The sequence below is a fragment of the Janthinobacterium kochi genome (assembly GCF_051380715.1).
Taxonomy (GTDB): domain Bacteria; phylum Pseudomonadota; class Gammaproteobacteria; order Burkholderiales; family Burkholderiaceae_D; genus Janthinobacterium.
The window spans coordinates 152,208-165,642 of the sequence record NZ_JBNYXO010000010.1; the positions used below are offsets into that span (position 1 = coordinate 152,208).

The 13,435-nt window shown below is 61.3% G+C and carries 15 protein-coding genes; all 15 read right to left on the minus strand.

Translation table 11 applies throughout. The features are described 5' to 3' along the window. Positions 1-2 precede the first annotated feature (2 nt). The 15 genes from hisC to ACQ4WL_RS20655 all read right to left on the minus strand — a co-directional run bounded on the left by hisC (position 3) and on the right by ACQ4WL_RS20655 (position 13,378). Positions 3-1,097 carry a histidinol-phosphate transaminase gene (gene hisC / locus ACQ4WL_RS20585; RefSeq protein ID WP_436511393.1) on the minus strand — a complete coding sequence of 365 codons (1,095 nt, stop codon included), beginning with the start codon at positions 1,095-1,097 and terminating at the stop codon, positions 3-5. A gap of 33 nt (positions 1,098-1,130) precedes the next feature. Further along, the gene (locus ACQ4WL_RS20590; protein ID WP_436511394.1) at positions 1,131-2,063 is read right to left on the minus strand and encodes a DNA-methyltransferase; all 933 of its coding nucleotides are present in this window, start codon (positions 2,061-2,063) and stop codon (positions 1,131-1,133) included. Continuing rightward, positions 2,060-3,385 carry a histidinol dehydrogenase gene (gene hisD / locus ACQ4WL_RS20595; RefSeq protein ID WP_436511395.1) on the minus strand — a complete coding sequence of 442 codons (1,326 nt, stop codon included), beginning with the start codon at positions 3,383-3,385 and terminating at the stop codon, positions 2,060-2,062. Before hisD ends, ACQ4WL_RS20590 begins: the two co-directional genes overlap by 4 nt. A gap of 24 nt (positions 3,386-3,409) precedes the next feature. Further along, positions 3,410-4,078 (minus strand): ATP phosphoribosyltransferase, encoded by a 669-nt coding sequence (gene hisG, locus ACQ4WL_RS20600; protein ID WP_436511396.1) that lies wholly within the window; start codon positions 4,076-4,078, stop codon positions 3,410-3,412. 12 nt (positions 4,079-4,090) lie between these two features. Beyond that, complete coding sequence (gene murA / locus ACQ4WL_RS20605) at positions 4,091-5,341, minus strand: UDP-N-acetylglucosamine 1-carboxyvinyltransferase (protein WP_436511397.1); 1,251 nt, start codon at positions 5,339-5,341, stop codon at positions 4,091-4,093. Between the two features lie 4 nt (positions 5,342-5,345). After that, the gene (locus ACQ4WL_RS20610; protein WP_010402134.1) at positions 5,346-5,582 is read right to left on the minus strand and encodes a BolA family protein; all 237 of its coding nucleotides are present in this window, start codon (positions 5,580-5,582) and stop codon (positions 5,346-5,348) included. Positions 5,583-5,628: 46 nt separating this feature from the next. After that, entirely contained in the window at positions 5,629-6,390 is a 762-nt protein-coding gene (locus ACQ4WL_RS20615) for an ABC transporter permease (protein ID WP_099379209.1), read from the minus strand. Then, positions 6,387-7,304, minus strand: coding sequence for an ABC transporter ATP-binding protein (locus ACQ4WL_RS20620; RefSeq protein ID WP_436511398.1), 918 nt, complete (start codon positions 7,302-7,304; stop codon positions 6,387-6,389). The genes ACQ4WL_RS20615 and ACQ4WL_RS20620 overlap by 4 nt, the downstream gene beginning before the upstream one ends. Positions 7,305-7,515: 211 nt before the next feature. Continuing rightward, positions 7,516-7,872, minus strand: a complete 357-nt coding sequence (locus ACQ4WL_RS20625) for an STAS domain-containing protein (RefSeq protein ID WP_436511399.1) — start codon at positions 7,870-7,872, stop codon at positions 7,516-7,518. A 52-nt stretch (positions 7,873-7,924) separates the two neighbouring features. Then, the gene (locus ACQ4WL_RS20630; RefSeq protein WP_436511400.1) at positions 7,925-8,560 is read right to left on the minus strand and encodes an MlaC/ttg2D family ABC transporter substrate-binding protein; all 636 of its coding nucleotides are present in this window, start codon (positions 8,558-8,560) and stop codon (positions 7,925-7,927) included. A gap of 72 nt (positions 8,561-8,632) precedes the next feature. Next, positions 8,633-9,517, minus strand: a complete 885-nt coding sequence (locus ACQ4WL_RS20635; RefSeq protein ID WP_436511401.1) for an MlaA family lipoprotein — start codon at positions 9,515-9,517, stop codon at positions 8,633-8,635. After that, complete coding sequence (gene mlaD, locus ACQ4WL_RS20640) at positions 9,514-9,984, minus strand: outer membrane lipid asymmetry maintenance protein MlaD (RefSeq protein ID WP_436511402.1); 471 nt, start codon at positions 9,982-9,984, stop codon at positions 9,514-9,516. The genes ACQ4WL_RS20635 and mlaD overlap by 4 nt, the downstream gene beginning before the upstream one ends. Before the next feature lie 79 nt (positions 9,985-10,063). Then, entirely contained in the window at positions 10,064-10,849 is a 786-nt protein-coding gene (gene mlaE, locus ACQ4WL_RS20645) for a lipid asymmetry maintenance ABC transporter permease subunit MlaE (protein WP_141171113.1), read from the minus strand. After that, positions 10,846-11,655: an ABC transporter ATP-binding protein gene (locus ACQ4WL_RS20650; RefSeq protein ID WP_436511403.1), complete on the minus strand. Its 810-nt coding sequence runs from the start codon at positions 11,653-11,655 to the stop codon at positions 10,846-10,848. The genes mlaE and ACQ4WL_RS20650 overlap by 4 nt, the downstream gene beginning before the upstream one ends. 259 nt (positions 11,656-11,914) lie before the next feature. Further along, on the minus strand, positions 11,915-13,378 hold the full coding sequence (locus tag ACQ4WL_RS20655; protein ID WP_436511404.1) for a glutamate synthase subunit beta: 1,464 nt from the start codon (positions 13,376-13,378) through the stop codon (positions 11,915-11,917). Positions 13,379-13,435 lie beyond the last annotated feature (57 nt).

Sequence of the window (13,435 nt, forward strand, 5' to 3'; positions counted from 1 at the left end):
GGCTAAACGAGGGATGCCTTGAAGGCATCGTAAAAAAGGGAATTTTCTTCCGGGGTGCTGACGCTGATGCGCAGGCAATTGACCAGCGCAGCATGCATTTTACTCATATTTTTAATTAAAACCCTGCGGGCAAGCAGTTTTGCGCAAACATCGTCGGCATCAGCCACACGAATCAGAAGAAAATTTGCCTTCGAGGGAAATACCGTCACGCCTGGCAGCGCCGCCAGGCGCAGCGCCAGGTCGTCGCGCGCGCTATTGAGCAAGGCCGCCTGGGCATTCAACACGTCGAGGTGTTCGAGCGCGAATTCGGCCGCCGCCTGCGTCAGCACATTCACATTGTACGGCGGACGCACTTTTTCAAATTGCGCCAGCAGGGCCGGCGCGGCCGACATGTAGCCGAGACGAATGCCGGCCAGGCCCAGTTTCGACACGGTACGCATCACTACCAGGTTTTCGAATTCGGGCAGGCGGCCCATGAAGCTGCGCTGCGCGAATGGCTCGTAGGCTTCGTCGACGACGGCGATGCCCGTGTCGCCGAGGGCCGCCAGGATGCGCTCGATATCGGCGCTGGCAAACAGGTTGCCCGTCGGGTTATTCGGATAGGCGAGGAACACCAGCGCCGGGCGGTGCTGTTCAATGGCCGCCAGCATGGCGTGCATATCCAGGCTGAAGTCGGCCTGCAAGGGGACACCAACGAAATCCATGCCGGCAAACTGCGCCGAACGGGCATACATGACGAAGGCCGGCACGGGTGCCAGCAGCACGGCGCGCTTGCCCGGCTCCTGGTGGGCGCAAGCCATGGCCAGGATGGAAATCAGTTCATCGGAACCGTTACCCAGCATGACGTCGTAACCGCCTGGCACGCCCAGCTTGGCGCAGATGGCCGCCTGCAGGCTGGCGTAGGACGGTGGATAGCGGTTCAGCGCCACGCCGGCCAGGCGCGCGCCCAGCTCCTCGCGCAAATGCGGCGGCAGCAGATACGGGTTTTCCATCGCATCGAGTTTGATGTAACCGCTGGCATCGGCTACCTGGTAGCTCTTGACGGCCCGCACATCGGAGCGCACGGCGTTGCTGATTAACTGATCGAGGAAAGACATGCTGCAAACACTCCTGATGAAATTAAATGGAGACTAAATGACGACGTCTTCCGGCACGGCGGCGCTGCGCGCCTTGCGGGCCGGTGCTTTTTTCACGGCGGGCGGCTTTTTCGCCGTTGCCGGCTTCTTGGCAGCCGCCGGTTTCTTCACGGCCGCCCTGGCGGCCTTCGGCACGGCTGGTGCGGCCAGCTCCTGCGCCAGTGCCGCCAGGCGCTGTTCGATGATGGCGCAGTAATCGGGGTTCAATTCAAAGCCGACGAAATCGCGCCCGCAGCGTTTCGCCGCCAGGGCCGTGGTGCCGCTGCCCATGAACAGGTCGAGCACCACGCCGCCGGGCGGGCACGAAGCCTTGAGCATGCGCTCGATGATTTCGAGCGGCTTTTGCGTCGGGTGGTCGGCCCGTTCCGGGTGTTCCTTGTGCAGGCGCGAAACGCTCCACAAGTCTTTCGGGTTGTAGCCCACTTCCAGCCATTTGGCGCCGATGAAGATCGAGCGCGAACGGGCTTTCTTGGTGGCCGCGTCATAGGCGATGCGCACCGCGTCAAGGTCGAAGTAGTAATCCTTGCGCTTGACGAAGAAGCCGATAGTGTCGTGCACCGATGAAAAGCTGCGCACGCTGCCGCCCATGGACGGCACGCGGCGGTCCCAGATGATTTCATTCATCATCGCCATGCGCTGTTTCAGCATGACGAAGATCTCCGGCGAGTAGCGCCAGGTGAGAAAGATATACAGGCTGCCGTTGGCTTTCAGCTTGGGCAGCGCCGCATCGATCCACTGCTCCGTCCAGCGCAGGTAGTCGGCCACCGACTGCTGGTCCGAGGCGTTGCCGTAATCCTTGCCCAGGTTGTACGGCGGATCGGTCAGGATCAGGTCCACGGAGCCATCGGGAATGCGCGCCAGCCCCGCCAGCGCATCTTCGCAATAGACCCGGTTGACCCAGTCCGGCTGCTCCGCCAACTTCGTCATGGCTGCGGCTTCAGACGCAGTTCGGCGCTGCGCGCGTGCGCTTGCAAGCCTTCGCCATACGCCAGGGTGGCGGCGACACGGCCCAGGGTTTGCGCGCCCGCTTCACTGACGTGAATGATGGACGAGCGCTTCTGAAAGTCATACACGCCCAGCGGCGACGAAAAGCGCGCCGTGCGCGAGGTCGGCAACACGTGATTGGGGCCGCAGCAATAGTCGCCCAGCGATTCGGACGAGTAGCGGCCCAGGAACATGGCGCCCGCGTGGCGAATCTGCTCGGCCCACTGCTGCGGGTTTTCCGCCGAAATTTCCAAATGTTCCGCGGCGATGGCATTGGCGATTTCACACGCTTCCTGCATGCTGCGCACCTTGATCAGCGCGCCCCTGTCCTGCAGCGAGGTGCTGATGGTGGCCTGGCGCGGCATCGTCGGCAGCAGCCTGGCGATGCTCTCTTCGACTTGCGCGATGTAATCTGCGTCGGGGCACAGCAGAATCGCTTGCGCCAGCTCGTCGTGCTCGGCCTGCGAAAACAGGTCCATCGCGACCCAGTCCGGGTCCGTCGTGCCGTCGCACAGCACCAGGATTTCAGACGGTCCGGCGATCATGTCGATGCCGACGATGCCGAATACACGACGCTTGGCGGCGGCTACATAGGCATTGCCGGGGCCGACGATTTTATCGACGGCGGCAATCGTCTGCGTGCCGTAAGCGAGCGCACCGACCGCTTGCGCACCGCCGATGGTGATCACGCGCGTCACGCCGGCAATTGCGGCGGCGGCCAGCACCATCTGGTTTTTCACGCCATCGGGCGTCGGCACCACCATGATGATTTCACCCACGCCCGCCACATGCGCGGGAATGGCGTTCATCAGCACGGACGACGGATAGGCTGCCTTGCCGCCTGGGACGTAGATGCCGACCCGGTCCAGCGGCGTGATCTTCTGGCCCAGCACCGTGCCATCGGGCTCGGTGTAGCTAAAACCGCGCAATTCCTCGCGCTGGCGTTCGTGGAAGGCGCGGATGCGCTGGGCGGCGATCTGCAGCGCTTCGCGCTGGGCCGACGGCAAGCCGTTCAGGGCTGCTTGCAATTCGGCTTGTGAAACATCGAAGGCCGCCATTTCCGCCGCGCCGCCATGCGGGATGCGGTCGAAGCGGTTGGTGTATTCCAGTACGGCGGCGTCGCCGCGCGTTTTCACGTCGGCCAGGATTTTCGCGACCGACGTTTCAATCGCTGCATCGGTACCCGCCTCGAACGCCAGCAAGGTGTCGAGCGATTGTTGGAAACCATCCTGGCTTGAATCGAGCTTGCGTATCTGTATCGGCATAATCGGCTTTCTGCTACTGAGTGTCTAGGCTTGCGAGGCGCGTTCAAACGCCTCGATAATCGGCTGCAAGCGCTCGCGCTTAAGCTTGAGCGCTGCCTGGTTGACCACCAGGCGCGACGAAATTTCCATGATGTGCTCAACCTCGACGAGGTTGTTCGCGCGCAAGGTGCTGCCCGTACTGACCAGGTCGACGATGGCGTCGGACAGGCCGACCAGGGGCGCCAGCTCCATCGAGCCATACAGCTTGATCAGGTCGACGTGCACGCCCTTGGCGGCGAAATGCTCGCGCGCCGTGTGTACGAACTTGGTGGCCACGCGCAGGCGCGCACCCTGCTGCACGGCCTTTTCGTAGTCGAAGCCGGCCTGCACCGCCACCGACATGCGGCAGGCGGCGATATTCAGGTCGATCGGCTGGTACAAACCTTCGCCGCCGTGTTCCAGCAAGACATCCTTGCCCGCCACGCCGAAATCGGCCGCACCGTACTGCACATAGGTCGGCACGTCGCTGGCGCGCACGATGATGACGCGCACATTCGGATCGTTGGTGGCCAAAATCAGCTTGCGCGAAGTCTCCGGGTTTTCCAGCACCCGGATGCCGGCCGCCTCCAGCAGCGGCATGGTGTCCTCAAAAATGCGGCCTTTCGAGAGCGCCAGTATCAGCTGCGAATTGTCGCCCGTGTTCGATCCGTTCATGCTCGTTCCTTGTTATTTGATGCGTACGATGTTCGCGCCGACGGCGGAGAGCTTCACTTCCATGCGGTCGTAGCCACGGTCGAGGTGATAGATGCGGTCGATCAGGGTTTCGCCATCGGCCGCCAGCGCGGCGATCACCAGCGAGGCCGAGGCGCGCAGGTCGGTCGCCATCACGGGCGCGCCGCGCAGCTGCTTGACGCCGGCGATGATGGCCGTATTGCCCTCGATGGTGATGTCGGCGCCCAGGCGGTTCATTTCCTGCACGTGCATGAAGCGGTTTTCAAAAATCGTCTCGGTGACGCGGCTGGCGCCATTGGCGATGGTGTTGACGGCCATGAACTGCGCCTGCATGTCGGTCGGGAAGCCCGGGTATTCCGTGGTGCGGAAGCTGACTGGGTTCGGACGGGCCGACATCTCGGCGCGGATCCAGTCGGCACCAAAAGTCATCGTCAGACCCATGGCGCGCAGCTTGTCGAGCGCCGCGTCGAGGATATCGGTGCGCACGTTGCGCAGGGTGATATCGCCGCCGGTGGCCGCCACAGCGCACAGGAAAGTGCCCGTCTCGATACGGTCAGCGATGACCGCATGCGAGGCGCCGTGCAGCGCGTCCACGCCCTGGATCACCAGGCGGCTGGTGCCGATGCCGTCGATCTTCGCGCCCATGGCCACCAGCAGGTGGGCCAAATCGGTCACTTCCGGTTCGCAGGCGGCGTTTTCCAGGATGGTCTCGCCTTCGGCCAGGGTCGCGGCCATCAAGAGGTTCTCGGTGCCGGTGACGGTGATCATGTCGGTGACGATGCGCGCGCCTTTCAGCTTGGCGCACTTGGCGTAGATGTAGCCCGCTTCGATGCGGATCTCGGCGCCCAGCGCTTCCAGGCCCTTGATGTGCTGGTCGACGGGGCGCGAACCGATGGCGCAGCCGCCCGGCAGCGAGACCTTGGCTTCGCCGAAGCGCGCCAGCATGGGGCCCAGCACGAGGATCGAGGCGCGCATGGTTTTGACCAGTTCATACGGCGCTTCCAGGGTATCGATGGCGCTGCCGTTGAGGACCACTCGGTCGCCGTCCTGCTGCACTTTCAAGCCCGTCTGGCCCAGCAGTTTCAACATGGTGGCCACGTCATGCAGGTGCGGCACGTTCGTCAGGTCCAGGTCGTCTGCGGTCAAGAGACCCGCGCACAGGATCGGCAGGGCGGCGTTTTTCGCGCCGGAGATGGCGATGTCGCCGTTCAGGCGGTTGCCGCCGTTGATGAGGAGCTTGTCCATGTGCTTATCCTTGGAATTCTTCAGGTGTCAGGGTTTTCATCGACAGCGCATGGATTTCCTCGCGCATGCGGTCGCCCAGCGCCGCGTAGACGATCTGGTGGCGGGCGATCAAACGCTTGCCGGCAAACGCGGGCGAGACGATCACGGCCTGGAAGTGCTGGCCATCGCCCTCCACTTCGAGGTGCGTGCATTCGAGGCCGGCCGACAGATAGCCGTGGATCAGTTCTGGAGTGGTGGTCACGATAAGTCCTTGATATTGAATAATGTAGTGATGTGATGTGGCGTAATTAGTGACGCAAACGATAACCGCTTTTCAGCAGGCGAATCGACGCCAGCGCCAGGATCACGAGGAAGCCGGCAACGATGGAAAGACTGAGCCAGGGGCTGACGTCGGACACGCCGAAGAAGCCGTAGCGGAAGCCGTCGATCATGTAAAAGAAGGGGTTCAGGTGCGATACCGTCTGCCAGAACGGGGGCAGCGAGTGGATCGAATAGAACACGCCCGACAAAAAGGTGGCTGGCATGATCAGGAAGTTCTGGAAGGCGGCCAGCTGGTCGAATTTCTCGGCCCAGATGCCGGCGATCAGGCCCATGGTGCCCAGCATGGCGGCGCCGAGAAACGCGAAGACGACGATCCACAGGGGCGCGACAAACGACAGGTCGGCGAACCAGCAAGTGATGGCGAACACGCCAAAACCCACGGCCAGGCCGCGCGCGACGGAAGCGAGTACATACGCCGAGAAGATTTCCCAGTGCGACAAGGGCGTCAGCAATACGAACACCAGGTTGCCCGTGATCTTGGACTGGATCAGCGAGGACGAGGAATTGGCAAACGCGTTTTGCAGCACGCTCATCATCACCAGGCCGGGAATCAGGAAGGCCGTGTAGCTGACGCCGGGGCTCGGTTCCACGCGGCCGTCGAGCACATGGCCGAACACCAGCAGGTATAGCATCGACGTGAGCACGGGCGCGGCCACGGTTTGCGTCGCCACTTTCCAGAAGCGCAGCGTCTCTTTGTAGACCAGGGTGCGAAATCCTGTCGAAATCATACGGTACCTTTATCCATGATCTGCAAGAAGATATCTTCCAGGTCGGCTTGTTGCAATTGCATTTCGTCGATCTCGACGCCCGCTTCGCGCAGGCGGGCGAGGATTTTCTCGACTTCGCTGTATTCGTTGACGCGCAGGCTGAACTTGTTCGGCGCCTGCTGTTCTTCCGGGTGCAGCACCAGGTGCTGCAGGTCGGCCGGCAGGCTGCCGTATTTGAGGTGCACTTGCAGCTGCGAACCGGCGATGCGGCGGATCAGGGCCGACATGGTATCGAGCGCCACCACCTTGCCCGCCTTGAGCATGGCCACGCGCTGGCACATGGCTTGCGCCTCTTCCAGGTAGTGGGTGGTCAGCACGACCGTGTGGCCACCTTCGCGGTTCAGGCGCGAGATGAACTTCCACAGTGTCTGGCGCAGTTCCACGTCAACGCCGGCCGTCGGCTCATCGAGCACGATGACGGGCGGCTTGTGCACCAGCGCTTGCGCCACGAGCACGCGGCGCTTCATGCCACCGGACAGGGCGCGCATATTCGTGTCGGCCTTGCCGGTCAGGTCGAGGTTTTCCATGACCTCGTCGATCCACTTGTCGTTGTTCGGCAGGCCGAAATAGCCGGACTGCAGGCGCAGGGTTTCGCGCACGGTGAAAAACGGGTCGAACACCAGTTCCTGCGGCACCACGCCAAGGTTGCGGCGCGCGTTGCGGAAATCCTTGACCACATCGTGTCCGTGGATCTTGACGGTGCCCGCGTCGGGGCGTATCAGGCCGGCGATGATGGAGATAAGGGTGGTCTTGCCGGCGCCATTGGGGCCGAGCAGGCCGAAAAATTCGCCTTCCTCGATGGCCAGCGACACGCCGCCCAGCGCCTTGAGCGATTTATAGCTCTTTTCTACATTCGTTATTTGAATTGCGGTCATGTGCTTGTTTCAAGTGTAATGCGTCTGGTGTGATGCGCCAGTTGCCGGGGACATCCAGGCCGGCAGGCCGGTGCAGGGTGCCTCCTTCAGACGAGGATGGCGCAACAGTCAATTATAGTTGGAAAATTCGTGGAACACTTGGAGATCAATCCGGCGACGCTGCTGGCCTGCCGGCTTGAAAGCTACTGCTGATGCGGGGAGTGGGACAGGATCAATGATGATGCAGGTCGGACGGGCTGCGTTCGGCGTGGCCGCCGGCGCTGGCGCAGTCGTCGGCGCTGTCGGCACTCAACGTGCTCGAGACGAGCGAGCAGACGCCATACAGCTTGGTGAGGTTTTTCAGGTTGTTCGGCAGGTTTTTCAGCTCCAGCACGGCGCCCGCATCCTGCGCGGCGCGCTGCCACGTCAGCATGACGGAAACGGCGGCCGAATCGACAGCCTTGACGTTGCGCAAGTCGAACTTGGTCTGACCCGAGCGGATGGCGTCCAGACCCTGCTCCAATGCCACAGTGGCATTGTGCACGGTCAGGGAAGTCAGGGACTGCAAGGTGTCAAGAGAGTCGGGCATGGCGTCGGGCTGCGCTGGTCTGGAGCTGGTTCAGGAGCTATATGATAGCCGATTATTTGGCTTTGGCAGCGGGACGGCTGGCCAGGGCTTTGTTTTTTGCCTGCAAGGTCTTGATCAGGCCATCGATGCCGCCCTTGCTGATCTCGCTGGCGAAGCTGCTTTTATACGTTTCCACCAGCCACGCGCCCAGCACGTTGATGTCATAGATCTTCCAGCCGGCTGGGGTTTTCGCCACGCGGTAGTTCAGGAGCATGGGTTCGCCGCGCGCCACGTTCACCTGCGAGCGCACTTCCACTTCCGTATCGCCAGGATCGGCGCGCATCGGCTTGAATTCCACGGTTTCATTCTTGATCTGCGACAGGGCGCCCGAATACGTGTAGATCAGCAAGGTGCGAAATTCCGCGGACAGCTGCTTTTGCTGGTCCGGCGTGGCATCGCGCCAGAAGCGGCCGGCGGCCAGGGCCGTCATGCGCTGGAAATCCACGTATGGCAAGATCTTGCTTTCCACCAATTCGGTGACGCGCTTGATATCGCCAGCCTGGATCGCCTTGTCGGCCTTGGCCGTCTCGATCACGTCCTGGCTGATGCGCTTGACCAATACGTCCGGTGCTTCTGCAGCGGGGGCAGCCTGGGTGGCGGTGGCTAAGGCGATGGTCGCCATCGCCAGCAGTTGTTTCATCAATTTCATCGTTCTACCTTTCGTGGTGTTGCTATGCACCGGCTGGCGTTGATCGCAGCCGTGGTGTTTCTGTACCGGAGTTTACTCCTGGGGCCTGGCCTCGGAAGCCACGGTATTGCTACCAGATGTTACGAGGTCCGCGGGCGCCACATCGGCCGCTGCCGTCGCAGGCGGCGTTTCCGCTGGGACAGGCTGCGGTTGCGCCTCATAGGCCGGCTCATAATCGCTGGTGTCGTTTTTTGGCACTTTGCGGTCGCGGCGGTCCGTATCGCCATCGAACACCTTGCTTTCGCGCGCCTGCAGGAAGCCGTCGCGGATGAATTCATAACGGTCCAGCGCGGCCGCTTCCATCAGGTTGGTGGCGTCGAGCAGCGCGGCGCGCTTGTCGATGACGCGCGTCACCGTACCGATAGTGCGCACATTGACCGGGTCCTTGTAGCGCCATGGGTCGCCCGTCATATCGAGCGGCAGGGCCACCGTGTCGCGCACGGTCGATGGGCCCAGCAGCGGCAGCATCACGTACGGACCAGGCTGGATGCCATACCAGCCCAGGGTCTGGCCAAAGTCTTCGTTGTGCTTCGGAATGCCCGCCTGCGAGGCGATGTCGATCAGGCCGAAGATGCCGAAAGTTGAGTTCATGCTGACGCGCACGACGTCTTGCAAGCCCGCTTCTCCCTTGCCTTGCAGTAAGTTGTTTACGGCGCTCCACACATCGGACAAGTTGCCGAAGAAGTTGCCCACGCCCGTTTGCACGAACGACGGCGTGACTTTCTTGTAGGCCGTGGCGACCGGTTTCAGGGCCGCCTGGTCGACGGTGTCGTTGAACTTGAACATGGCGCGGTTATACCCTTCCAGCGGGTCGCGCGGGTTGGTGCCGGTGGCGCAAGCGCTCACGCTGGCGGCGATGGCCAGGGCCAGGCCGATACGCGCCAGGCTGCCTTGGGATTGTTTGGTCGACTCGCTCATTTGCTGTCCTTTCCTTCCGCTGCCTTGCTGTAGATGAACTGATTGATCAGGTCTTCCAGCACTGTGGCCGATTGAGTACGGGCAATCTTGTCGCCCTCTGCCAGGTTTGCCAGATCGCCGCCTGCTTCCAGGCCGATATACTGCTCACCCAGCAAACCGGCCGTCAAAATCTTGGCCGAGCTGTCTTTCGGAAATTTGTAGCCATCTTCGATGTCGAGTTTCACCAGCGCCTGGTAAGTCTTGTCGTCAAACCGGATCTCTGCCACGCGCCCCACCACCACGCCAGCGCCCTTGACAGGCGCCTGCGGCTTGAGGCCGCCAATATTGTCGAACTTGGCCGTAATGGTATACGTCTTGCTGAAAGACAGCGAGCTCATATTGCCGGCCTTGAGCGCCAGAAACATCAATGCCGCCACACCCAGCAAGACGAACAAGCCGACCCAGACATCTATAGATTTACGTTGCATAAACAATCCTAAATAATTTTTACTTGCTGCCGCCTGCGCAACATCCTGCCCAGGCCAGCTGTTGTTGGCTGATCCGCAATTACTTGCTAAACATCAACGCCGTCATCATGAAATCGAGCCACCACACCATCAACGACGAAATCACCACCGTGCGCGTGGTGGCGCCGGAGACGTCTTCCGGTGTCGGCTGTGCCTGATACCCCTGGAACAGCGCGATGAATGTCACCGCGATACCGAAGACCATGCTTTTGACATAGGTACCATTGCCGATATCTTTCCAGACATTCACACCGCCCTGCATCTGCGACCAGAACGAGCCTTCATCGACGCCGATCAGCACGACGCCCACCAGGTAACTGCCGATGACGCCGACGGCCGTGAAGATGCCGCCCAGGATAGGCATGGCGATCACGCCGGCCCAGAAACGGGGCGCCAGCACGCGCTGGATAGGATTGACGGCCATCATTTCCATGGCTGACAATTGCTCGCCCGCCTTCATCAGGCCGATTTCCGCCGTCAGCGAGGTACCGGCGCGACCGGCGAACAGCAGCGCAGTGACGACCGGACCCAGTTCACGCATCAAGGACAGCGCCACCAACTGCCCCAGCGACTGCGTCGCGCCAAAGGTGCTCAGTGTGTAATAGCCTTGCAAACCCAACACCATGCCGACGAACAGGCCGGACACGGCGATGATCAGCACCGACCGGCTGCCGATGTAAAACAATTGCTCGATGAGCAAGTGTGGACGGCGCCACAGCCCGCCCGAGGAGGCGATGATGAGAAAGAACGAACGTACGGCAAAGCCGAGATCTTGTACTGACCGCCGCAACCATGCACCGATCGCCGCCAGGAAACGCGCGATCATCGGCTCGCTCCCGCGTGCAGGCCCAGGTCATCGGCCAGCGACTTGCCCGGATAGTGGAAGGGCACGGGGCCATCGGCCTCGGCATTGACGAACTGCTTGACGTACGGATGCGTAGACACGGCCATCTGGGCCGGCGTGCCGTGCGCCACGATCTTGCCCGATGACAGAAAATAGACATAATCAGCGATGGCGAAACACTCCTTCACGTCGTGCGATACCAGGATAGACGTGGAACCCAGCGCATCGTTCAAATTGCGGATCAAATTGGCCGTCACGCCCATGGAAATCGGGTCCAGGCCGGCGAACGGCTCGTCATACATGATCAGTTCAGGGTCGAGCGCAATGGCGCGCGCCAGTGCGACGCGGCGGCCCATGCCGCCCGAGATCTCGGCTGGCTTCAATTGCGCCGCATTGCGCAAGCCCACGGCGTGCAGCTTCATCAGCACCAGGGTGCGGATCAGCTCTTCATTCAGGTCCGTGTGTTCGCGCAGGGGAAACGCCACGTTTTCGAACGCCGTCAAGTCCGTAAACAAGGCGCCATGCTGGAACAGCATGCCCATCTTGCGGCGCATTTGATACAACTCGTCGGTCTTGAGCGTATGCACGATCTGGCCGTCGATATTCACGGAGCCGGAATTGGGGCGCAGCTGTCCGCCGATCAGGCGCAATACGGTCGTCTTGCCACTGCCGGAGCCACCCATGACGGCCACAACTTTTCCACGTGGGAAATCCATTTGAAGGCCCGATAAAATCGAACGTTCTCCATAGGCAAAGTGTAAATCACGGATCTCAACAAGATTTGGCACGACGAAGCTCACTATTTTAATGGCGTATTGTAGTGCAGAAACGCCAACCTCTGCTGAGACACCCCTTGGGACAGCCCCGTAAAGGGGAAGAATACAACACTAATGAATCGAAAGTCAGATATTGTAGTGGAAATTTGACCTGCGCATCGCGTTCCCATCCGATGGCGTTCACAGCTATCGACTTGATAAGTAAAATAACAAAAGCCACGTCGCAATCCGCGCCGTGGCCCTGTCAAAAAAACGAACAATTGCTCGTTAACTAGCGTGGCAGCAGGGATGTCCCCATCAGGAACTCATCGACGGCGCGCGCGCACTGGCGCCCTTCGCGGATGGCCCACACCACCAGCGACTGGCCACGGCGCATGTCGCCGGCCGCAAACACCTTCGCCACCGAGGTCTGGTAGCAGCCTGCGCCCTCCGTTGTCGCCTTGACATTGCCGCGTGCATCCGTATCGACACCGAACGCTTCCAGCACTTGTTGTACAGGGGAAACAAAACCCATGGCCAGGAAGACCAGGTCGGCCTTCATCTCGAATTCCGAGTTCGGCACTTCGCTCATCTTGCCGTCTTTCCATTCCACGCGGCAGGCGATCAGCTTTTCCACCTTGCCGCCCTTGCCTTCGAAACGCTTGGTCGCCACGGCCCAGTCGCGCTCACAGCCTTCCTCGTGCGAGGACGAGGTGCGCAGCTTGGTCGGCCAGTAGGGCCAGACCAGCGGCTTGTTTTCCTGTTCCGGCGGCTGCGGCATCAGTTCGAACTGGGCCACCGAGGCGGCGCCATGGCGGTTCGAGGTGCCCACGCAGTCGGACCCCGTGTCGCCGCCGCCGATCACCACCACGTGCTTGCCCGTGGCCTTGATCTGGTCCTTGAGCTTGTCGCCCGCGTTGACCTTGTTTTGCAACGGCAGGAAATCCATGGCGAAATGCACGCCTTTCAAGTCGCGGCCCGCCACGGGCAAGTCGCGCGGCTGCTCGGCGCCGCCGGCCATGATGACGGCGTCAAATTCTTTTTCCAGATCTTCCGGGAAAATGGTTTCCTTGGCCCAGTTGTTGACGTGGGCAGGGAAATCCTTGCCGACCAGCACGCTGGTGCGGAAGACCACGCCTTCGGCTTCCATCTGTTTCACGCGCAAGTCGATATGCGACTTTTCCATCTTGAAGTCAGGGATGCCATAACGCAACAAACCACCGACCCGGTCGCTCTTTTCAAACACGGTGACGGCATGGCCGGCGCGCGCCAGTTGCTGCGCCGCCGCCAGGCCGGCAGGGCCGGAACCGACGATGGCCACTTTCTTGCCGGTACTGAAAGGGGCCGGCTGCGGCGTGACCCAGCCGTGCTCCCAGCCCATGTCGATGATTTTATGTTCGATCGACTTGATGCCGACCGGATCTTCGTGGATGCCCAGGGTGCAGGCCGATTCGCACGGCGCCGGGCAGATGCGGCCCGTAAATTCCGGGAAGTTATTCGTCGAATGCAAGATGTCGAGCGCTTCGCGGTAGGCGCCGCGGTACACCAGGTCATTCCAGTCGGGAATGATGTTATTCACGGGGCAACCCGTGGTGCAGAAGGGAATGCCGCAATCCATGCAGCGCGCGCCTTGCACGGTCGCTTGCGCGTCCGACAGGTGCAGCACGAATTCCTTGTAGTTCTTCAAGCGCGCGGCAGGCTCCAGATAATGTTCGTCCTGGCGCTTGAATTCCATGAAGCCGGTAATTTTACCCACGATGTTTCCTTTGTATTTGGCTGGCGGGGAGCGGCCGGGCCGCTCCCTGGTCATTCA